General features: G+C 61.3%; 22 protein-coding genes. 7 read left to right on the top strand and 15 right to left on the bottom strand.

What is annotated here, in order from left to right:
* Positions 1-60: 60 nt before the first annotated feature.
* The 5 genes from AC6BYQ_RS19100 to kefG all read right to left on the bottom strand — a co-directional run bounded on the left by AC6BYQ_RS19100 (position 61) and on the right by kefG (position 4468).
* Positions 61-1095 (bottom strand): LacI family DNA-binding transcriptional regulator, encoded by a 1035-nt coding sequence (locus AC6BYQ_RS19100; RefSeq protein WP_498057359.1) that lies wholly within the window; start codon positions 1093-1095, stop codon positions 61-63.
* Between the two features lie 92 nt (positions 1096-1187).
* A complete protein-coding gene (gene slyD, locus AC6BYQ_RS19095) occupies positions 1188-1775 on the bottom strand; it encodes a peptidylprolyl isomerase (protein WP_004930407.1) in 588 nt (195 codons plus the stop codon).
* 112 nt (positions 1776-1887) lie between these two features.
* On the bottom strand, positions 1888-2091 hold the full coding sequence (locus AC6BYQ_RS19090) for a YheV family putative zinc ribbon protein (RefSeq protein WP_015379274.1): 204 nt from the start codon (positions 2089-2091) through the stop codon (positions 1888-1890).
* Positions 2092-2105: 14 nt separating this feature from the next.
* Positions 2106-3914, bottom strand: a complete 1809-nt coding sequence (gene kefB, locus AC6BYQ_RS19085; RefSeq protein ID WP_019456128.1) for a glutathione-regulated potassium-efflux system protein KefB — start codon at positions 3912-3914, stop codon at positions 2106-2108.
* A 2-nt stretch (positions 3915-3916) separates the two neighbouring features.
* A complete protein-coding gene (gene kefG, locus AC6BYQ_RS19080; RefSeq protein ID WP_025159909.1) occupies positions 3917-4468 on the bottom strand; it encodes a glutathione-regulated potassium-efflux system ancillary protein KefG in 552 nt (183 codons plus the stop codon).
* Positions 4469-4597: 129 nt separating this feature from the next.
* Here kefG and AC6BYQ_RS19075 point away from each other — a divergent pair, with 129 nt between their 5' ends.
* Positions 4598-6511, top strand: a complete 1914-nt coding sequence (locus AC6BYQ_RS19075; protein ID WP_019456130.1) for an ABC transporter ATP-binding protein — start codon at positions 4598-4600, stop codon at positions 6509-6511.
* 3 nt (positions 6512-6514) lie between these two features.
* Here AC6BYQ_RS19075 and tauD read toward each other — a convergent pair whose 3' ends face one another.
* The 6 genes from tauD to AC6BYQ_RS19045 all read right to left on the bottom strand — a co-directional run bounded on the left by tauD (position 6515) and on the right by AC6BYQ_RS19045 (position 11475).
* Positions 6515-7363, bottom strand: a complete 849-nt coding sequence (tauD, locus tag AC6BYQ_RS19070) for a taurine dioxygenase (protein WP_063918410.1) — start codon at positions 7361-7363, stop codon at positions 6515-6517.
* Positions 7360-8196: a taurine ABC transporter permease TauC gene (gene tauC, locus AC6BYQ_RS19065; RefSeq protein WP_019456132.1), complete on the bottom strand. Its 837-nt coding sequence runs from the start codon at positions 8194-8196 to the stop codon at positions 7360-7362. Before tauC ends, tauD begins: the two co-directional genes overlap by 4 nt.
* Positions 8193-8960, bottom strand: a complete 768-nt coding sequence (tauB, locus tag AC6BYQ_RS19060; protein WP_019456133.1) for a taurine ABC transporter ATP-binding subunit — start codon at positions 8958-8960, stop codon at positions 8193-8195. Before tauB ends, tauC begins: the two co-directional genes overlap by 4 nt.
* Positions 8961-8969: 9 nt before the next feature.
* Complete coding sequence (gene tauA / locus AC6BYQ_RS19055) at positions 8970-9965, bottom strand: taurine ABC transporter substrate-binding protein (RefSeq protein WP_154747832.1); 996 nt, start codon at positions 9963-9965, stop codon at positions 8970-8972.
* A 114-nt stretch (positions 9966-10079) separates the two neighbouring features.
* Entirely contained in the window at positions 10080-10862 is a 783-nt protein-coding gene (locus AC6BYQ_RS19050; protein ID WP_197668290.1) for a PhzF family phenazine biosynthesis protein, read from the bottom strand.
* Positions 10863-10872: 10 nt separating this feature from the next.
* Entirely contained in the window at positions 10873-11475 is a 603-nt protein-coding gene (locus AC6BYQ_RS19045; protein ID WP_063918409.1) for a LysE family translocator, read from the bottom strand.
* A 119-nt stretch (positions 11476-11594) separates the two neighbouring features.
* On the opposite strand from AC6BYQ_RS19045, the gene AC6BYQ_RS19040 reads away from it, so the two are divergent.
* The 3 genes from AC6BYQ_RS19040 (at position 11595) to AC6BYQ_RS19030 (ending at position 13826) form a co-directional block, all read left to right on the top strand.
* The gene (locus AC6BYQ_RS19040; protein WP_498057358.1) at positions 11595-12575 is read left to right on the top strand and encodes a hydrolase; all 981 of its coding nucleotides are present in this window, start codon (positions 11595-11597) and stop codon (positions 12573-12575) included.
* Positions 12572-12805, top strand: coding sequence for a YheU family protein (locus tag AC6BYQ_RS19035; protein ID WP_019456138.1), 234 nt, complete (start codon positions 12572-12574; stop codon positions 12803-12805). The genes AC6BYQ_RS19040 and AC6BYQ_RS19035 overlap by 4 nt, the downstream gene beginning before the upstream one ends.
* Positions 12806-12956: 151 nt before the next feature.
* Positions 12957-13826: a phosphoribulokinase gene (locus AC6BYQ_RS19030; protein ID WP_004930374.1), complete on the top strand. Its 870-nt coding sequence runs from the start codon at positions 12957-12959 to the stop codon at positions 13824-13826.
* A 38-nt stretch (positions 13827-13864) separates the two neighbouring features.
* Here the strand turns inward: AC6BYQ_RS19030 and AC6BYQ_RS19025 are convergent, their stop codons facing one another.
* Entirely contained in the window at positions 13865-14272 is a 408-nt protein-coding gene (locus tag AC6BYQ_RS19025) for an OsmC family protein (RefSeq protein WP_004930372.1), read from the bottom strand.
* A 382-nt stretch (positions 14273-14654) separates the two neighbouring features.
* Here AC6BYQ_RS19025 and crp point away from each other — a divergent pair, with 382 nt between their 5' ends.
* Both crp and AC6BYQ_RS19015 read left to right on the top strand, forming a co-directional pair.
* Positions 14655-15287 (top strand): cAMP-activated global transcriptional regulator CRP, encoded by a 633-nt coding sequence (gene crp / locus AC6BYQ_RS19020; RefSeq protein ID WP_004090925.1) that lies wholly within the window; start codon positions 14655-14657, stop codon positions 15285-15287.
* A 49-nt stretch (positions 15288-15336) separates the two neighbouring features.
* A complete protein-coding gene (locus tag AC6BYQ_RS19015; RefSeq protein WP_498057357.1) occupies positions 15337-17415 on the top strand; it encodes a YccS/YhfK family putative transporter in 2079 nt (692 codons plus the stop codon).
* A 40-nt stretch (positions 17416-17455) separates the two neighbouring features.
* Here AC6BYQ_RS19015 and argD read toward each other — a convergent pair whose 3' ends face one another.
* The 3 genes from argD to AC6BYQ_RS19000 all read right to left on the bottom strand — a co-directional run bounded on the left by argD (position 17456) and on the right by AC6BYQ_RS19000 (position 20978).
* Positions 17456-18673: a bifunctional acetylornithine/succinyldiaminopimelate transaminase gene (gene argD / locus AC6BYQ_RS19010; protein ID WP_498057356.1), complete on the bottom strand. Its 1218-nt coding sequence runs from the start codon at positions 18671-18673 to the stop codon at positions 17456-17458.
* Between the two features lie 130 nt (positions 18674-18803).
* Positions 18804-19379 carry an aminodeoxychorismate synthase component II gene (locus tag AC6BYQ_RS19005; protein ID WP_063918426.1) on the bottom strand — a complete coding sequence of 192 codons (576 nt, stop codon included), beginning with the start codon at positions 19377-19379 and terminating at the stop codon, positions 18804-18806.
* A 72-nt stretch (positions 19380-19451) separates the two neighbouring features.
* On the bottom strand, positions 19452-20978 hold the full coding sequence (locus AC6BYQ_RS19000) for a helicase HerA-like domain-containing protein (protein WP_019456142.1): 1527 nt from the start codon (positions 20976-20978) through the stop codon (positions 19452-19454).
* A 210-nt stretch (positions 20979-21188) separates the two neighbouring features.
* Between AC6BYQ_RS19000 and AC6BYQ_RS18995 the strand changes: the two genes are divergently transcribed.
* The gene (locus tag AC6BYQ_RS18995; RefSeq protein WP_004930356.1) at positions 21189-21458 is read left to right on the top strand and encodes a hypothetical protein; all 270 of its coding nucleotides are present in this window, start codon (positions 21189-21191) and stop codon (positions 21456-21458) included.
* The last annotated feature ends 15 nt before the right edge of the window (positions 21459-21473 follow it).

The following is a 21473-nucleotide window of genomic DNA, read 5'->3' as shown; positions in this document are numbered from 1 at the left end:
TGAGCGCAGACAACTGCCCATGTAATCGGTTTCATGCAATAAAATTGTGTGAGCCGCCTCTCATTCACCGCGCTTGCTTTGCTCATGCGGCTCGCCCACGGCCACGGCCACGGAGTCTCGCAGGATAAGTTCGGCCGAAAAGCGGTTGTTCTGCGGCGCAACGCCGCTGCCGCTGTGGATCTGTAGCGCCAGGCGCGCGGCGCGGCGGGCCATTTTTTCGATGGGGTAATGCACGGTGGTCAACGAGGGGTGGAGATATTTCGCCAGGGCAATGTCGTCAAAGCCGACGATCGACAGCGCCTCAGGCAGCTGAATTTGCCGTTGGTGGCAGGTGCGCATCATGCCGGCGGCCATCACGTCGTTGAACGTCACCGCCGCGGTAAAGCGTTGATCGCTGGCCAAAACGCGCTCGGCCGCCAGTTCGCCCCCTCTTTCGTTGAAGGGCACGCTGATGATCCAGGCGCCCGGCACCTCAATGCCGGCGGCCGCCATGGCCTGGCGGTAACCCGTTAGTCGCTGTGCGCGATCGTCGATCGGCAGCTCCGCCGTCACGCAGGCGATTCTTCGATGCCCCTGACGAATAAGCAATTCGGTCGCCGCCTGCGCCGCATTGGCGTTGTCGAGCCAGATGCAACGGTTGGCGATGGCGGGCAGGTAGCGGTTGATCAGCACCAGCGCGGGCGTGTGAGCAGCGTAACGCAGCAGTTCGTCCTCCCTCATGCGCGTGACGTGTGCCACGATGGCCTCACATCCCTGGTTGATGAGAAAGTCGAGGCCGCTTTTTTCCAGCTCCGCCTGATGTCCGCCGCTGCACAGCATCAGACGCACACCGGCCTGCCGCGTGATGTCTTCCACGCCTCGCGCCAGGCGCGAGAAAAACGGATCGTCGAGGTTGCCGGTCAGCAGCCCCAGCATATTGCCGCTTCTTTTCGCCAACGCCAGCGCGGCGGCGTTACGGTGGTAGTTAAACTCGCGCATCGCCTTCTCGACACGCTCACGGGTCACCGGCTCAACGTAGGCGGTATTATTGATCACCCGGCTGACGGTGGCCGTGGAAACGCCGGCACGGCGCGCAACGTCTTTCATGGTGGCCATGACATGTCCTGTCGTGCTGTTCGGCGCCCGGTGCGCCGCGCATAAAAAAGGGCAGCCGATGGCCGCCCTCTTGTCTCGTGATCGCGTTCTGCTTAGTGGCAGCCGCAACCGCCGTTACCGCAACCGCCTTTACCGTGGTCGTGACCATGGTCGTGATCGTGGCTGTGGCCGTGACCGCCGCAGCAGCCTTCACCGTGTTCGTGGTGATGGTCGTGCTCGCCGTGTACGTGACCGTGTGCCAGTTCTTCTGCAGTTGCTTCGCGGATCGCGACAACTTCCACGTTGAAGTTCAGGTTTTGGCCGGCCAGCATGTGGTTGCCGTCAACCACAACGTGGTCGCCGTCAACTTCGGTGATTTCAACCGGTACCGGACCCTGATCGGTGTCAGCCAGGAAACGCATGCCGACCTGCAGTTCGTCAACGCCCATGAAGACGTCTTTCGGTACGCGCTGCACCAGGTTTTCGTCGTAGTTGCCGTACGCGTCGTTCGCGCCGACGTGAACGTCAAAACGATCGCCAACGTCGTGGCCTTCGAGTGCTTTTTCCAGACCTGCGATCAGAGAACCATGCCCGTGCAGATAGTCCAGCGGTGCGCTCACCGGAGACTCATCAACCAAAACACCGTCTTCTGTACGTACTTGGTAAGCCAGGCTGACCACCAAGTCTTTTGCTACTTTCATGATATCTCCTACCGTTGGCTACTAGGACGCACACCGTTATCGGGATGCGCGCCTTTTCCGGACAGATTGTAACGGAAATCTGTCGCGCTGTACCCTCCGGGATAAAAAAACGCTACTTCGGCTGGAAAATGCCGATCACCTGCTCTTGCGGGCGAACGTGTTTTTCCACCTGTTGTTCGGTCTGGCGCTGATGATGGCCGCACTTGACGCACTCCACCACTTCCACCTGATCCTCCCGCCACACCGCCAGCGTATCCATGGCGCTACAGCTCGGGCACACCGCCCCGGCGATAAATCTCTTACGTGTTGCAGACATCGTTATGCTCCCGCTTATTCATATTCATCCCAGCCGTCGAACTGGCGACTTTCTTTTTGCATTTCGCGATGGAACAGCTCTTCCAACTCGCGCCGCGCCTCTTTCACGCGGGAAATTTGCGCCACGTCGCCCTGATGCGGCGGCATCAGTTCACGCAGCATGCGCATATCCAGGCGGCGGAAATGCTGCTGGGCGCGGAAGGCCTGATGCGGGTGCATGCCCAACTCCATCAGCGCCTTGCGCCCCAGTTCCAGCGCGCTGGAGAAGGTCTCGCGGCTGAACTGTTTCACCCCCGCCTGCAGCAACTCATGCGCCTCCACGCGGCCGCGCGCGCGCGCCAGAATGCTCAGGTTCGGGAAGTGCTGCTGGCACAGCCGCACGATCTCCATGGTGTCTTCCGGCTCATTGCAGGTGATCACGATCGACTTGGCCTTCTCGGCGCCCGCCGCGCGCAACAGCTCCAGCTCGGTGGCGTCGCCGTAATAAACCTTGTAGCCATAGCGCCGCAGTACGCCAACGGCGCTGACGTCGCGCTCCAGTACGGTAATGCGCATCTTGTTGGCCATCAGCAGGCGGCCGATCACCTGGCCGAAACGCCCGAAGCCGACGATGATCACCTGCGGATCGTCGTCTTCCACGTACGGCGTTTCCTCATCCTCGTCCTTGGCGTTGTAGCGGCGCGCCAAAATGCGGTCGATGGCCTGCATCAGCAGCGGCGTGGTCATCATCGACAGCGTCACCACCACCAGCAGTAAAGAGAGTTGATCCGGCTGCAGCACCTTTTGGGCGCCCGCCGCAGAAAACAACACGAAGGCAAACTCACCGCCCTGGCTGAGCACGCCGGCGAACTGCAGGCGCACCGAGCTGCGCAGGCCGAACAGGCGCGACACGCCGTAGAGCACGCCGGATTTGACCGCCACCAGCGCCAGCACGCCGATCAACACTTCGGCCAGGTGGGTGTAGAGCACGCCGATATTCAACACCATACCCACCGAGATAAAGAATAACCCCAGCAGCAGCCCTTTAAACGGCTCGATGGAAATTTCCAACTCGTGGCGGTATTCGCTCTCCGCCAGCAGCACGCCGGCAATGAAGGTGCCGAGCGCCATCGACAGGCCGAGCGTCTCCATAAACAGCGCCGAGCCGAGCACCAACAACAGCGCCGCGGCGGTGAAGATTTCGCGCACGCCGGAAGCGGCGATATAGCGGAACAGCGGGCGCAGCAGGAAGCGGCCGCCGATCAGCATGCCGCCGAACGCCGCCACCTTGAGCGCGATTTTCGCCCAGTCGTCGCTGGTGCCGCCCGCGCCGGCCAGAATCGGGATCAACGCCAGCGCCGGGATCACCGCCATATCCTGGAACAGCAGCACCGAGAAGCCGAGCTGCCCCCCTTCGTTGCGGTTCATGCCCTTCTCGCGCATCAGCTGCAGCGCCATCGCGGTGGAAGACATCGCCAGACCGACGCCGCCGATCACCGCCGCCTGCCAGGCAAAGTGCGTCAGGTACAGCAACGCGCCCAGCACCGCCGCGGTGATCAACACCTGGCCGGCGCCGGCGCCGAAGATCGAGCGCCGCAGTTCCCACAGCTTGCTTGGGTTCAGCTCCAGGCCGATGATGAACATCAGGAACACCACCCCCAGTTCGGAGAAGTGCAGGATCTCGTCAACGTCGCGAATGAAGCCCAATCCCCAGGGGCCGATGGCGATGCCGGCGATCAGATAGCCCAGCACCGCGCCGATCCCCAGGCGACGAGCGATGGGCACCGTCACCACCGCGGCGAACAGGAACAGTAAAATAGCGGTCAGTAAGGTTGATCCTTCCATGCTCACCGCCCTCCGTGCGGCAGCGGGTGGCTCAGCCACTCGCCGTAGGCGTCCGCATGGCTGCGCAGCACCTCCGGCTTCTGCCGCCGCGCCCAATACACCACGAACGGCGTCAACCAGTGCATATGGCACATTCCGGCGGTCAACTCGAACGGCCGCAGGATATCTTCCATCGGATAATGGTTATAACCGCCGGTGCGATAGGCGCCTTCCGGCTCGCCGGTGGTGATCACCGAGCGCCAGTATTTGCCCGCCAGCGCATTGCCGCCCACCCCGCTGGCGAAGCCGCGCGACAAGACTCGATCCAGCCACTCCTTCAGCAGCGCCGGGCAGCTGTAGGTATAGAGAGGATGCTGAAACACGATGACCTGATGCTCACGCAGCAGCTGTTGTTCGTGATGGATATCGATAAAAAAATCAGGATAGTGCGCGTAGAGATCGTGCACGGTGACATGTTCCAACTGCTGCGCCGGTCGAAGCAAAACCCGGTTCGCCACCGAGTCATGGGATTCCGGATGGGCATACAGCAGCAAGACCTTGGGCGGCTGCGACATCATTCCCCTCCAAAGCGTCGTCAGGGTAGCGGTTTTCCGTTACCATGCATCGCAAAGACAAAAACAGCGCGCGGTGCGCGTTCTGTTACCTTAATGATAATTTAACATACTCTGAACATACGGCGCTTTATGATTGTATTCTCCTCGCTACAAATCCGACGCGGCATTCGCGTCCTGCTGGACAACGCCACGGCGACGGTTAATCCCGGTCAGAAGGTCGGCCTGGTGGGCAAAAACGGCTGCGGCAAATCCACGCTGCTGTCGCTGCTGAAGGGCGAGATCGCGGCGGACGGAGGCAGTTTCACCTTCCCCGGCAACTGGGCGCTGGCTTGGGTTAACCAGGAGACGCCGGCGCTGGACGTGCCGGCGATCGAGTATGTTATCGACGGCGACCGCGAGTTTCGCCAGCTTGAAGCCGAACTGCAGGCGGCCAACGACCGCAACGACGGCCACGCCATCGCCACCCTGCACGGCAAGCTGGACGCCATCGACGCCTGGACCATCCGTTCCCGCGCCGCCAGTCTGCTGCACGGCCTCGGCTTCTCCAACGAACAGCTGCAAAGCCCGGTACGCGACTTCTCTGGCGGCTGGCGCATGCGCCTTAACCTGGCACAGGCGCTGGTGTGCCGTTCGGACCTGCTGCTGCTCGACGAACCGACCAACCACCTGGATCTCGACGCGGTGATCTGGCTGGAGCGCTGGCTGAAAAGCTATCCCGGCACGCTGGTGCTGATCTCGCACGACCGCGACTTCCTCGATCCGATCGTCGACAAGATCCTGCATATCGAACAGCAGACGATGAACGAGTACACCGGCAACTATTCTTCGTTCGAACGCCAGCGCGCCACCAAACTGGCGCAGCAGCAGTCGCTGTATCAGCACCAGCAAGAGAAAGTGGCGCACCTGCAAAGCTATATCGACCGTTTCCGCGCGCAGGCCACCAAGGCCAAGCAGGCGCAGAGCCGTATCAAGATGCTGGAGCGCATGGAGCTGATCGCCCCGGCGCACGTCGACAATCCGTTCACCTTCAGCTTCCGTCCGCCGGAAAGCCTGCCGAACCCGCTGCTGCGCATGGAAAAGGTCAGCGCCGGCTATGGCGAGAAAGTGATCCTGAAGTCAATCAAGCTGAACCTGGTGCCCGGATCGCGCATCGGTCTGCTCGGCCGCAACGGCGCCGGTAAATCGACGCTGATCAAACTGCTGGCCGGCACCCTGGAACCGCTGAGCGGCGAGATCGGCCTGGCGAAAGGCATCAAGCTGGGTTACTTCGCCCAGCACCAGCTGGAATTCCTGCGCGCCGACGAATCGCCGCTGCAACATCTGAGCCGCATCGCCCCAAGGGTGCTGGAGCAGCAGCTGCGCGACTATCTGGGCGGTTTCGGCTTCCAGGGCGACAAGGTCAGCGAAATGACCGAGCGGTTCTCTGGCGGCGAGAAGGCGCGGCTGGTGCTGGCGCTGATCGTCTGGCAGCGCCCGAACCTGCTGCTGCTCGATGAACCAACCAACCACCTGGATCTCGACATGCGCCAGGCGCTGACCGAGGCACTGATCGATTTCGAAGGCGCGTTGGTGGTGGTATCGCACGACCGTCATCTGCTGCGCTCCACCACCGACGATCTGTATCTGGTGCACGACGGCCAGGTCGAGCCTTTCGAGGGCGACCTCGACGACTACCAGCAGTGGCTGATCGATCTGCAGCGTCAGGAAAGCCAGCAGGACGCACCGGAAAAAGAGAGCGGCGGCAACAGCGCGCAGGCGCGCAAGGATCAAAAACGCCGCGAGGCGGAGTTCCGTACGCAAACCCAACCGCTGCGCAAGCAGATCGCCAAGCTGGAACAGCAGATGGAAAAACTGGGCGCCGAACTGGCGGCGGTGGAAGAGCAGTTGGCGGACTCCGCGCTGTACGACATCAGCCGCAAGGCCGAGCTGACCGACTGCCTGCAAAAGCAAAGCCAGGCCAAATCCGCGCTGGAAGAGACGGAAATGACCTGGCTGGATGCGCAGGAACAGCTGGAGCAGCTAACGCAGGCGTTCGACGCCTAAGCCTCAGGCCTTGTAAAAAGGTTTATCCCCCAGAATGGTCGCGCGGTGCATGATGCGCCGCTGCGGCAGATAATCCGCGTTGGCGTAGTGTTGCGTCACGCGGTTATCCCAGATCGCCACGTCATTCTCCTGCCAGCGCCAGCGCACCTGAAACTCCGGTTTGGTGATGTGAGCAAACAGGAAATTCAGTAAAGCGTCGCTCTCCTTCGGCGCCAGATCGACGATTCGCGTAGTGAATCCTTCATTGACGAACAGCGCCTGCCGGCCGCTGACCGGGTGGGTGCGCACCACCGGATGCAGCAGCGGCGGGTTTTTCTGCACCGCCTGTTGCCAGCGCTGATGTTCCTCGTCACTGCCGCGATGCTTGTGCTCCGGGAACGACTTGGTGAAGTCATGCTCCGCGCGCAGCCCCGCCAACAGCGTTCTGAACGGCGTCGACAGCGCCTCGTAGGCGGCGATGCCGCTGGCCCACAGCGTATCGCCACCGGTGGAAGGCAAGGTCTTGGCCGCCAGGATCGCCCCCAGCGGCGGGTTTTCGATAAAGGTCACGTCGGTGTGCCAGTTATCGTTGTCCGGCGGGTTGTCGTCGTGGGTATCGAGCACGATGATCTCTTCCACGTCGGTAGCGTGCGGATAGACCGGATGGATATGCAGATCGCCGAAGCGGCCGGCCAGATCGCGCTGCTGCAGCGGCGTGATCGGCTGATTGCGGAAGAACAGCACCTGATGCTTCAGCAGCGCATGATAGAGCTGTTCAAACTGGCCGTCGCCCAGCGGCCGGGCTAATTCAACGTTTTCCACCAGCGCCCCGATGTAAGGCCCCAGCGGGGTGATATTCAGACGTTCGTTCATTGCTGTACTCCATGCCACGGGGTCAATCGACGCTGCAGGGCGCGCAGCCCCAGCTCCAGACCAAAAGCAATCACCGCAATCACGCCGATGCCGGCCAACACTACGTCGGTCGCCAGAAACTCACCGGCGGATTGCACCATAAATCCCAGGCCGCGCGTGGCGGCGATCAGTTCGGCGGCCACCAGCGTCGACCAACCGACGCCCAGCCCGATGCGAATGCCGGTCAGGATCTCCGGCAGCGCGCTCGGCAACACCACGAAACGCAGCACCTGCCAGCGCGTAGCGCCCAACGCGCGGGCGGCGCGCACCCGCACCTGCGCCACGCTGCGCACACCGGCCACGGCGGAGAGCGTCACCGGTGCGAAGATAGCCAGATAAATCAGCAAGATCTTCGAGGTTTCGCCGATGCCGAACCAAATCACCATCAGCGGCAGATAGGCCAGCGGCGGCACCGGACGATAGATCTCAATCAGCGGATCGAGGATGCCGCGCACCGTGTCGTTCAGCCCCATGGCGATGCCCACCGGAATGCCGACGATCACCGCTGCCAACAGCGCCACCAAAATGCGTCCCAGGCTGGCCGCCAGATGCTGCCACAGCGTGGCGTCCATAAAGCCCTGCGGGCTGGCGATGGTGATCAGCTGGTGCAGCACCTGCTGCGGCGCCGGCAAAAACAGCGGGCTGATCAGCTGCAGCGCCGTCACGCCCCACCAGACGATCAATACCGTCAACAGCGTGGCGCCGCTCAGCCAAACGTTGCGCGGTACGCTGAAACGGCGTACCGGCTTGTCCTGCGGCTGCGCCGCGGCCTTCAGAGTGGAATGCAGGCTCATAGCAAGGCCTCGCGCTGTTGGAAAACTTTGCCCAGCACGTATTCGCGCTGCGCGATAAATTCAGGGTCGGACTTAATCGCGCGGCAGGCTTCGCCGTCGGCATAGCGTTGGCCGAAGTTCAGCGACAGCCGCTCCACCACCTGCCCCGGCCCCGGCGACAACAGCAGCAGCTCGCTGGCGAGGAACACCGCCTCTTCGATATCGTGGGTGATCAGCAGCACCTGCTTGCCGGTGTCGCGCCAGATGGTCAACAACAGCTCCTGCATCTGCTCGCGGGTGAACGCGTCCAGCGCGCCGAACGGCTCGTCCAGCAACAGCAGGCGCGGATCGGCGGCCAGGGCGCGGGCGATGCCGACGCGTTGACGCATGCCGCCGGAAAGCTGCCAGATAAAATGCCGTTCGTAACCGGCCAGCCCCACGCGCTGCAGCATCTGCTCTGCTACCTGGCGACGCTGCGCCTTGCCGACGCCAGCCAACTGCAGGCCGAATTCGACGTTGTCCACCACGTTGCGCCACGGCAGTAAGCCCTCATGCTGGAACACCACGCCCCGCTCGGCGCTCGGGCCGTGAACGGGCGTTCCATCCAGCGTGATGCTGCCAGCTGAAGGCTCGATAAACCCGGCGATCAAATTCAGCAGCGTGGTCTTGCCGCAGCCCGACGGGCCGAGCACCACCACCAGTTGCCCGGCGGCGATCTGGAACGACACGTCGCGCAGCGCCGGCCGCCCCTGATACTCTGCTGAAAGATGATTGACGTTTAGCATCCTGCTTCCTTACGACTGCGGCGCAGCCTGCACCTGTTTCACAAAACGGTCGGTCACATACGCGCTGTAGTCGCTGTCGACCTGCGGGATCTTGCCCTGCTGCTTGAGGAATTCGGCGGTATCGCGGATCGCCTTATCCACCGGCTGGCCGAGCTGGGCAACCTGATCCGCCACCGGCAGATAACGGTTCCCCTTCACCAACTCCGGCACCTGCGCTTGCGGCACGCCGCTCAGGCGCGCCAGCGTGCTGAGATGGTTCGGATCTTTCAGCCACTGTTCCGGCGCCGCCAGGTAGGCCTGTTGCGCCTGCAGCGCGCTGGCAGCAAAGGCGGTCACCACGTCGGGATGTTTCTCGGCGAAGTCCTTGCGCACCACCCACACGTCCAGCGTCGGCGAGCCCCATTCACCTACCTGCGCGGAGTCGGTCAGCACCTTGCCCTGCTTGGCCAGTTCATTGACCACCGGCGCCCAGACGTACGCGCCGTCGATGTCGCCGCGCTGCCAGGCGGCGGCGATGGCCGGCGGCTGCAGATTGAGGATCTTCACCTGCTCAGGCTTGATGCCCCAATGTTTGAGCGAAGCCAGCAGGCTGTAATGGGTGGTGGAGATAAACGGCACCGCGATGCGCTTGCCGATCAGATCCTGCGGGCTTTTGATGTCATTCTTCACCACCAGCGCTTCGGAGCTGCCGAGCTGCGAGGCGATGAGGAACACTTCGATGGGGAGTTTTTGGCTGGCGGCCACCGCCAGTGGGCTGGAGCCGATATTGCCGATCTGCACGTCGCCGGAGGCCAGCGCGCGCAGCACGCTGGAGCCGCTGTCGAACTTACGCCAGTCGACGGTCGCGCCGGATTGTTTGGCGAAGCTGTTTTCCGCCTGCGCCACCTTGGCCGGTTCCGCCGACGTCTGATACGCCACGGTCACGTCCACCGCGTAGGCGCTGGCCGCGCTGAGCGACAACGCCAACAGCGCCGCGTTGCGTAAGGAAAAGAGTTTGCCCGCCATGTTCCGCTCCGTTGATAAAAATCTGTTCAGTTGCTGACAGTTTTATCTGAGCGATGACGGGCGATAAAAGAATAAAAAAGTCTTCTTTATTACCTTAAGTAATATTAGAGTAAATTACAGCGCGATCGTCCCGCGCAAGAACACGTGAGCATAGCCCCCAAGCAGCGTGCGGTCCCCTTGCAGTTCGCAGAACAGCTCACCGCCGCGCGCCGAGATCTGCCGGGCATGCAAGCGATGGCGGCCGAGACGCGCCGTCCAGTAAGGCATCAGCGTGCAATGTGCGGAGCCGGTGACCGGATCCTCGCCGCCGTCGAGGGTGAAATAGCGCGAAACAAAGTCCACGACGTTACCCGGCGCGGTGACGATCACCGCCCGCCCGGCCAGTGCGATCAGCGCGGGAATGTCCGGCCGCAGCGCGCGCACCTGCGCCTCGTTTTCCACCACCACCAGCAGCGCTTTCGCCTGCCACACTTCTTGCGGCTGCACGCCCAACAGCGCCGAAAGGCCCGCCGGCTCGGCGACTTTCTGCGGCGGCCGGGCGGGGAAATCAAGCACCAGCCGCTCCCGGTCCTGCGCATCGCGCTTGACGAACAGCTCGCCGCTGGCCGAACGGAAGCGAATATCCTGCAGCGCCGGGTTAACCGCGCTGAACATCACATGCGCCGCCGCCAGCGTGCCGTGGCCGCAAAGATCGACCTCGCGTTCCGGGGTAAACCAGCGAATGGCAGTCATGTCGCCATCATCCCAGACAAAGCTGGTTTCCGGCAGACCGATCTCGTTGGCGATCGCCTGCAGCCGCTCCGTCGGCAGCGGCTGCGTCAGCAGACAGACCCCGGCCGGGTTGCCGCGCAGCCCTTCGCCGGTAAAGGCGACCACGTGATAATAGTTTTCCGCCATCGTTCGCTCCTTAATGCCAGATCAGTAACACACAGGCTGCAGTCAACAACCCCATGGAAACGTTGAAGATAACCCAGGCTTTTTTGCTGTGCAGCAGGCGGCCGATCACGGTGCCGAACGCCAGCCAGATAATGCCGGCGACGATGTTCACCGCCAAAATGCCCAGCGCAATCGCCGCAATGGAACCGTTATACCTGTCGCCCGCCAGGCTGAAACTCGCCACCGCGCCCAACGCCATCAGCCAGGCTTTCGGGTTGAGGAACTGCAGCAGCCAGCCCTGATAAAGCCGCACCGGCTGCGGCGGCGCCACCTCGGTTTCCAGCTTTTCATAGGCGGCGGTGGCCACTTTCCACGCCAGCCACAGCAGGTACAGGCTGCCGAGGATTTTCAGGATCAGGTGCAGCGACGGATAGACCAGGATCAGGCTGCCGACGCCGAAGGCCACCAACAGCAAAATGCTTTGCATGCCGAGCATGATGCCGATCATCAGCCCCAGCGATCGCATAAAGCCAAAGTTCGCGCCGGAGGTAGTCAGCAGCAGGTTATTGGGGCCAGGCGTGATGGCGGCCACCCACAGGAAGCCCAGCATCGACAGGAATAAACTCGGTTCCATGGCACGGGTGCTCCTCACCCAAGGCGCTTTTTTGCAGTATCATTGTTAGTTATTGGTATTGAAGCTAACAGTGCGTCTGGGATCTCACAATAGTCGCCAACAACATTTTTACTCAGCCTATGCATGACGTCTTTCGCCCCCTGACCGGGGCCAGTAATCCGCACCTGCAAACGCTGTTGCCGCGGCTGGTGCGCCGCCGCGTGTTATTGAAACCGCATTGGCAACGGCTGGAATTGCCCGACGGCGATTTCGTCGATCTCGCCTGGAGCGAGGATCCGGCGCAGGCGCGCGACAAACCGCGCGCAGTGCTGTTTCATGGCCTGGAAGGCAGCTTCTACAGCCCCTACGCGCACGGCCTGCTCAACGCCTGGCGCGAGCGCAGCTGGCTCGGCGTGGTGATGCACTTTCGCGGCTGCAGCGGCGTGCCCAACCGCAAGCAGCGCATCTACCACTCCGGTGAAACCGAAGACGCGCGCTTCTTCCTGCGCTGGCTGCGCGACAGCTACGGCGAGGTGCCGACCGCGGCGGTAGGCGTTTCGCTCGGCGGCAACATGCTGGCCTGCTATCTGGCGCAGCAAGGCGCCGACAGCCTGCTGCAGGCGGCGGTGGTGGTCTCGGCACCGCTGATGCTGGAGCCCTGCGCCTATCGCATGGAGCAAGGCTTCTCTCGCGTTTATCAGCGCTACCTGCTGGGGCAGTTGAAACAAAACGCCACCCGTAAGTTGTTGCACTACCCGGACACCCTGCCGCTCAAGCTGTCACAGCTTAACGGCCTGCGGCGCATCCGCGAATTCGACGACGCCATCACCTCGCGCATTCACGGCTTCAGCGACGCTATCGACTATTATCGCCGCTGCAGCGCCCTGCCGCTGTTGCCGGCTGTCCAGACGCCGCTGCTGATCATCCATGCGAAGGACGATCCCTTCATGACCCATGAGGTGATCCCCGACGTCGCCGGCCTGCCGCGCAATATCGAATACCAGTTGACCGAGTACGGCGGCCACGTCGGCTTCGTCGGCGGCACGCTGAAAAAACCGCACATGTGGCTGGAGCATCGCATTCCGGCCTGGCTTTCCCCTTATCTGGACATCCCGACGTGATCATTCCCTGGCAAGAGCTGACAACCGATACCCTGAATAGCCTGATCGAATCCTTTGTACTGCGCGAAGGCACCGATTATGGCGAGCACGAGCGCTCGCTGGAGCAGAAGGTGGAGGACGTGCGCCGCCAGCTGAAAAACGGCGACGTGGTGCTGGTGTGGTCGGAACTGCACGAGAGCGTCAACATCATGCCGCGCGGCCAGTTCCGCGCCGGGCAGGAAGAAATTTAGTGGCGCTCGGTTCTATGACTGACGGAAAAAATCAGGTAACAATGGGGCATTGCAAACCAGCGCGCACCATTTTTTCCTGACATAGAGAGCGTCAACAAGAGCCACAATAATCCCCTGACGCCGGCGCATTCAACACGGAGTGACAACCACCATGTCTGCCAAACATCCCGTTATCGCGGTGACCGGTTCCAGCGGCGCCGGCACCACCACCACCAGCGTGGCGTTCCGCAAAATCTTCCAGCAGCTCAACATTCGCGCCGCCGAGCTGGAGGGCGACAGTTTCCACCGCTATACCCGGCCGGAGATGGACGCGGCGATCCGCAAGGCGCGCGATCTGGGCAGACACATCAGCTATTTCGGCCCCGAGGCCAACGACTTCGGCCTGCTGCAGCAAAGCTTTATCGACTACGGCAAGAACGGCACCGGCCGTTCGCGCAAGTACCTGCACACCTACGACGAAGCGGTGCCATACAATCAGGTGCCGGGCACCTTCACCCCGTGGGAGCCGCTGCCGGCGCCGACCGACGTGCTGTTCTACGAGGGGCTGCACGGCGGCGTGGTCACCGAGCACCATGACGTGGCCAAACATGTCGATCTGCTGGTCGGCGTGGTGCCGATCGTCAACCTGGAATGGATCCAGAAGCTGATCCGCGATACCGGCGAGCGCGGCCACTCCCGCGAAGCGGTAATGGATTCGGTGGTGCGTTCGATGGAAGACTACATCAACTACATCACGCCGCAGTTCTCGCGCACCCACATCAACTTCCAGCGCGTGCCGACGGTGGACACCTCCAACCCGTTCGCCGCCAAGGCCATTCCGTCACTGGATGAAAGCTTCGTGGTGATCCACTTCCGCGGGCTGGATCAGATAGACTTCCCCTATTTGCTGGCGATGCTGCAAGGATCGTTTATTTCGCACATCAATACGCTGGTGGTGCCGGGCGGCAAGATGGGGTTGGCGATGGAGCTGATCATGGCGCCGCTGGTGCAGCGGCTGCTGGAAGGCAAGAAGATCGAATAAGCGCATTGAGCGCGGCGGCTGGCCGCGCTCCGTCTCGATTACGCCGGCTGGCGGATCTCGAAGCTGTGGGTCACCGTAGCGGCTTTGTTGAGCATCAGCGCCACCGAGCAGTATTTCTCCGCCGACAGGTTCACCGCTCGCTCTACGATCTTGTCGGTCAGATCCTGACCGGTGACGATGAAGTGCAGGTTGATATGGGTGAACAGCCGCGGGGCTTCTTCGCGGCGCTCGGAGGTCAGCTTCACCTCGCAATCGCGCACGTCATTGCGCCCTTTTTGCAGGATGGACACCACGTCGATCGCGCTGCAGCCGCCTACCGACATCAGCACCATCTCCATCGGGCTGGGCGCTTTATCGCCGGCGTTGCCGTCCATCAGTACCTGATGGCCGGAGGCCGATTCACCCAAAAACGTTAACCCTTCCACCCATTTAACTCTTGCCTGCATTCTGGTCACTCCGGTTGATTTCTTAAAATCAGAGTACGCTTTCGCATAGAAACAGGCAACGTAACCTGATGCTAATCATGCTGAAGCGAGACAACACGAGACACCCGCCTTACTCTGTGCTACAAACAGAGCCGCAATAAATCTTTCCGGGACACTGCATTTCAGGGAAACGCCCAGAGAAAGGCTCCTTTACCGGTATGTTAACAGAATGTAGCTTGCAGCGCTTACGGCAAGTTAATATGCTAGAGCGACAGCGTATTTTTATGACACGCCTCAAAACTTGCCGGTAGCCCTCGCTCATAACAGCGGCTACAGGCGGGTTTTACAGGGAACTCTGACCCCTGTGACACAAGGCAGCGATAACAACAGAGGATAACAGCGAATGGTTCTCGGCAAACCGCAAACAGACCCTACTCTCGAATGGTTCCTGTCTCATTGCCATATCCACAAATATCCATCGAAGAGTACGCTGATTCACCAAGGTGAAAAGGCCGAAACGCTTTACTACATCGTGAAAGGCTCCGTCGCGGTGCTGATCAAGGATGAAGAAGGTAAAGAGATGATCTTGTCCTACCTCAACCAGGGGGATTTCATCGGCGAGCTCGGATTGTTCGAAGAGGGCCAGGAGCGCAGCGCCTGGGTTCGCGCGAAAACCGCCTGTGAAGTGGCCGAAATTTCCTACAAGAAATTCCGCCAGCTGATCCAGGTGAACCCGGACATCCTGATGCGTCTGTCCGCCCAAATGGCGAGCCGCCTGCAGGTCACTTCCGAAAAAGTGGGCAACCTCGCCTTCCTGGACGTTACCGGCCGCATCGCGCAAACCTTGCTGAATCTGGCGAAGCAACCCGACGCCATGACTCACCCGGACGGCATGCAGATCAAAATCACCCGTCAGGAAATCGGCCAGATCGTCGGCTGCTCGCGCGAAACCGTTGGCCGTATTCTGAAAATGCTGGAAGACCAAAATCTGATTTCCGCCCACGGCAAAACCATTGTCGTCTACGGCACCCGTTAATCCCTGAAAAAACGGCGCAATCTGCGCCGTTTTTTATCTGCTCGCTGCCATGTGGCGTCGTCTGATCTACCACCCGGAAGTCAATTACGCACTGCGACAAACGCTGGTGTTGTGCTTGCCGGTGCTGTTCGGCCTGCTGATCGGCCAACTGCAGCTCGGCCTGATGTTCTCTCTGGTGCCCGCCTGCTGCAATATCGCCGGTCTCGACACGCCGCATAAGCGCTTCTTTAAACGGCTGATCGTCGGCGGTGCGCTGTTCGCCCTCAGCAGCCTGCTGCTGCAACAGGCCCTGCTGTGGCATCTGCCGCTGCCGGCACTGATGCTGGGTCTGGCGCTGTTGCTCGGCGTCACTGGCGAAATCAGCCCGCTGCACGCCCGGCTGTTGCCGGCGGCGCTGGTGGCCGCCATCTTCGCTCTCAGCATGGCTGGCACGGTACCAATCTGGCAGGCGCCGCTGCTGTACGCGATCGGCACCGCCTGGTACGGCTTATTCACCTGGTTCTGGTTCAAACTGTGGAAAGAGCAGCCGATGCGCGAGACGTTGAGCCAGCTTTATCTGGAACTGGCGGACTACTTCGAAGCCAAGTATTCGCTGCTGACCCAACACACCGACCCGCAAACCGCGCTGCCGCCGCTGCTGGTGCGCCAGCAAAAGGTGATGGATCTGATCAGCCTTTTATACCAACAGCTCAATTTCCTGCCGCACGCCAACAACCTCGAACAAAAGCGCCTGCAGCGCGCCTTTCAGGTGGCGATGGATCTGCAGGAGCACATCACCGTCAGCCTGCATCTGCCGGAGGAGGTGCAAAAACTGGTGGAGCAGAGCCAGGCCGAAGCGATCATTCGCCGCAACGCTCAGGTGATCGCCGGCCGGCTGCGCGTGGTGGCGCACGATATTCTCTACCATCAACATTCGAAGCGCTTCTCCATGAGCCACGAACTGGCGGCGCTGGAAAAAATGGCGGCGCAGCATCCCGATAACCCGGTCGGCCAGTTTTGTTATTACCACTTCAGCCGCATCGCTCGCCTGCTGCGCACCCAGCATCCGCTGTACCGCCGCGACCTGATGCCCGGCCAGCACCGCCTGCCGTTTTGGCCGGCGCTGGCCAGCTACCTGTCGTTCAAATCCACCGCCCTGCGCAACGCCGCGCGGCTGGGGGTGACGCTGGCGGTCGGCAGCAGCCTGGGTGCGGTTTTCAACCTGCCGAAGCCTTACTGGATCCTGCTCACCATCATGCTGGTGAGTCAAAACGGCTATAACGCCACCCGGGTGCGTATTCAGCACCGTGCGCTGGGCACGATTGCCGGGCTATTGCTGGCGGCCGGGCTGTTGCAGCTGCAGCTGCCGGAAGGAGAAACGCTGAGCATCATGCTGGTGATCACGCTGCTGGCCTACCTGGTTTCGCGCAAGAATTACGGGCTGTCGGTGATTGGCTTTACGGTCACGGCGGTTTACACCCTGCAGCTGCTGGCGCTGAACGGCTCGCATTTTCTGGTGCCGCGTCTGATCGATACGCTGATAGGCTGCGTGCTGGCGTTCGGCGGCACCATTTGGCTGTGGCCGCAGTGGCAAAGCGGGCTGCTGCGCAAGAATGCCCATCAGGCACTGGAGAACGATCAGGCCGCGCTGCGACTGATGCTGAAGCAACCGGAACCGGACGCCACCGCATTGGCCTATACCCGCATGCAGGTCAACCAGGCGCACAACGCGCTGTTCACCTCGCTCAATCAGGCGATGCAGGAGCCGGGGTTCGCGTCGAACTATCTGGCGGACATGCGGCTGTGGGTCACGCACAGCCAGTTCATCGTCGAACACCTGAACGCCATGACCATTTTGGCGCGCGAGCACTACATGCTGACGCCGAAACTGGCGGAAGCCTATCTGCAAACCTGTGAAATTGCGCTGCAAAGCTGCCAGCAGCGGTTGGAATACGACGGCCCGAGCAGCGACAACAGCGGCATCATGCAGCCGCCAGATCTGCATCCGGACATGCCCGTCACCGAGATGGAACGTCATTTGCGGCGCATTTTGTCGCACCTGAGCGTGATGCATACCATTTCGTCGCTGGCCTGGCGCCAGCGCCCGCACCACGGCATCTGGCTCAAGCGCAAACTGCGCGATCAATAAGGGCGCGGCATGCCGCGCCCCGTTATTCGCCGCACGGGCTTCAGGCGTTGATCACGTCCTGCACCGCCAGCTCGAACAGCACCATGCCGGCTTCGATATCCTGCAGCTCCACCACCAGCGACGGCGCGAAACGAATCACGTTCGGCCCGGCGTTGAGGATCATCAGCCCACGCGCAGCGGCGGCGGTGAGGAAGTCACGCGCTCTGCCGTGATAATGCGGCGTCAGTTCGGCGCCAATCAGCAACCCCATACCGCGAATGGCGGTGAAAATACCGTATTTATCGCCGATATTCTGCAAAGCCTGCACATACAGCGCATGGCGCTGCTCAATGCCGCTCAACACCTCCGGCGTATTGATCACATCCAGCGCCGCCTCCGCCACCGCGCAGGCCAGCGGGTTGCCGCCGTAGGTAGTGCCATGAGTGCCCACCTGCATCACCGACGCGATCTCTTCGGTGGTCAGCATGGCGCTGACCGGGAAACCGCCGCCCAGCGCCTTGGCGGTGGTGAGAATGTCCGGCGTCACGCCATAATGCATGTAGGCGAACAGCTTGCCGCTGCGCCCCATGCCGCTCTGCACTTCGTCGAACACCAGCAGCGCCTGATGTTGGTCGCACAGCTCGCGCACGCCTTTGAGGAAGCCGGCGTCGACCGGCGTAATGCCGCCCTCACCCTGAATCGGCTCCATCACCACCGCGCAGGTATGGTCGTCCATCACCGCTTTCACCGCCGCCAGATCGTTAAACGGCACGTGCACAATGTCGGCCGGCTTCGGCCCGAACCCGTCGGAGTATTTAGCCTGCCCGCCCACCGAAACGGTGAACAGCGTGCGGCCGTGAAACGCGTTATAGAAGGCGATGATTTTGGTTTTGTATGGGCTGTGGCGGGTGATGGCGTAATGGCGCGCCAGCTTGAACGCCGCCTCGTTGGCCTCCGCGCCGGAGTTGGCGAAGAACACCCGATCGGCGAAGGTGGCGTCGATCAGTTTACTCGCCAGACGCAGCGCCGGTTCATTGGTGAAGACGTTGCTGGTATGCCACAGGGTTTCCCCCTGACGTTTGAGCGCGTCGACCAGCGCCGGGTGACAATGTCCCAGCGCCGTTACCGCGATGCCGCCGGAAAAATCGATGTACTCTTTTCCCTGCTGATCCCAGACCCGGCTGCCTTTGCCGCGCACCGGCACGAACTGGGCAGGTGCATAAACAGGCAGGATAACCTGGTCAAAGGTGCTGCGGCTCACTGCGAATTTGTCAGTCATTTTCGGCTCCACCCCGAAGGTTTTTCAGCGCTATTTCGATGTCAGATTGAAAACATAATCACGAAATATGCATAAAAAACCAATCAAGCGCAAACGCAAAACGCCTGACGGGCGAAAAAACGCGAAAGTATTAACGCTTGAGGAAATTATCCAGCAGCTGGTGGCCCTGCTCGCTGAGCACGCTTTCCGGATGGAACTGCACGCCTTCCAACGCCAAAGTGCGGTGGCGAATGCCCATGATCTCATCACGCACGCCGTCGCGCTCGCTCCAGGCGGTCACTTCAAAACAGTCCGGCAGCGTCTCGGCTTTCAGCACCAGCGAGTGGTAACGGGTCACGGTCAATGGATCGCTCAGGCCGCGAAACACGCCGACGCCCAGGTGACGAATGGCCGAGGTTTTGCCGTGCATCACCGCACGGGCGCGCACCACCTCGGCGCCGAACGCCTGCCCCAGCGCCTGATGCCCCAGGCACACGCCGAGGATCGGCAGTTTGCCGGCGAAATGTCGAATGGCGGCCAGCGAGATACCCGCTTCGTTCGGGGTACAGGGGCCAGGGGAAATCACCAGATGCTGCGGCGCCAGCCGCTCGATATCGGCCAGCTGCAGCTCATCGTTGCGCTTCACCAGCACCTCGGCGCCCAATTCGCAGAAGTACTGGTAAAGGTTATAGGTAAAGGAGTCGTAGTTATCGATCAGCAGCAGCATGTTAGGTCCGGCAGAGAAAAATGCCGCCACAGTTTACTGATTTAACCCGCCGCTGCCGACGATAATTTCCGCTTACTTTTTACGGCCGCCGGTGATCGACCCCAGCACGCCGCGCAGGATCTGGCGGCCGAGATCGCGCGCCATGCTCTTGGCGGCGGTCTGGACGATGCCGTCGCGCTTGCCGCCGCGCGGGCCGGTGGAACCGAACAGCAGCTCGTTCAGGCCGTCCATCAGGCCGCCGCCCGCCTGCTGTTGTTGCTGTTGCGCCTGCGGTTGCTGCCCCTGCTGCGGGGTGCCGACGGTGGCAAATCCACCCGACGACAGCTTCTCGTAGGCGGACTCGCGATCGATCATATCCTCATAGCGGCCATACAGCGGCGACTTGTTGATTGCGCTGTTCAGCCCTTCCGCGCCAAGCATGCCCATCTTGGATTCCGGCGCGATCACCATCGCCCGCTCCACCACGTTCGGGCGGCCCTTCTCGTCGAGGAACGACACCAGCGCTTCGCCCACGCCCAGCTCGGTGATCGCCGTTTCGGCATCGAAGGCCGGGTTGGCGCGCAGGGTTTGCGCCGCCGTCTTCACCGCTTTCTGATCGCGCGGGGTAAAGGCGCGCAAAGCATGCTGTACGCGGTTGCCCAATTGGCCCAATACGCTGTCCGGAATGTCCAGCGGGTTCTGGGTGACGAAGTAAATGCCGACGCCTTTGGAGCGGATCAGGCGCACCACTTGTTCGATCTTGGTCAGCAGCGCCGCCGGCGCGTCGTTGAACAGCAGGTGCGCTTCATCGAAGAAGAACACCAGCTTCGGCTGTTCGGGATCGCCCACTTCCGGCAGGTGTTCAAACAGCTCGGCCAGCAGCCATAGCAGGAACACCGAATACAGCTTCGGCTGATTGATCAGCTTGTCCGCCGCCAGCAGGTTGATCACGCCGTGACCGTTGGCGTCGGTTTTCATCAGATCGTTGATGTCCAGCATCGGCTCGCCGAAGAACTGGTTGGCACCCTGTTCTTCCAGCGTCAGCAATCCACGCTGGATGGCGCCGATCGACGCGGTAGAGATATTGCCGTACTGGGTCTGGAATTGTTTGGCGTTATCGCCGACGAACTGCACCATGGCGCGCAGGTCTTTCATATCCAGCAGCAGCAGCGCATTGTCATCGGCGATTTTGAACACCAGCTGCAGCACGCCGCTTTGCACCTCGTTCAGATCCAGCAGGCGCCCCAGCAGCAACGGCCCGAGATCGGAAATCGTGGCGCGGATCGGGTGGCCTTTTTCGCCGTAAATATCCCACGGGATAATGGTGCAAGCCTGCGGTTGCCAGTCGGTAACGCCGATCGCCGCCAGACGCGCCTGCAGTTTTTCGGAAGGCACGCCCTCGGCGCCGATGCCGGACAGATCGCCCTTCACATCCGACAGGAACACCGGCACGCCGATGCGTGAGAACTGTTCGGCCATTTTCTGCAGCGTCACCGTCTTGCCGGTGCCGGTTGCCCCGGTGATCAAGCCGTGGCGGTTGGCCAACGCCGGCAAAATCACCAGATCCTGTTCCGGTTTTCCGTCTTTCATCGCTTTGGCGATAATCCGTGGTTCACTCATTTTCTGTTCCTTTGACGCTGACGCGGCGCGAAACGCGCCTGTGGATGCAATAAAGCTATAAGTGCCGCGTAACCCCGTCAAGGACAAACAAAATGAGCGCCGTCGGGGCCTGATGAATTCAGATTGCGCTTAACGTCAGAGCGTCTTTGCTTGAACAATAAAGCACCAGTGCTATAGTGAGCATTACGCTGTATATACGAGGTAAATACCATGTCTGAATCTACCGTGGTAATCCGCGTGGATGACGAGTTAAAAACCGCTTTCGCCAGCGCGGCAAAGGCCGCCGATCGCACGGCTTCGCAACTGTTGCGCGATTTCATGCGCGAGTTTGTCAGCCGCCAGGCGCAGCAGGAAGAGTACGACCAGTGGTTAAAGGAAAAGGTCGAGGTGAGCCGCAAGGCGTTGCGTGAAGGCAAGTTCGCCGACGATGAAGAGGTGGCCGCTTATTTCGCCGAACGCAGAGCTAAATCAACGCAATAAAACACAAAAGGACTT

It is taken from the genome of Serratia sp. LTN-2 (assembly GCF_059740205.1).
The sequence above is the reverse complement of the archived record's forward strand: the minus strand, read 5'-3'. Positions and strand labels throughout refer to the sequence as shown.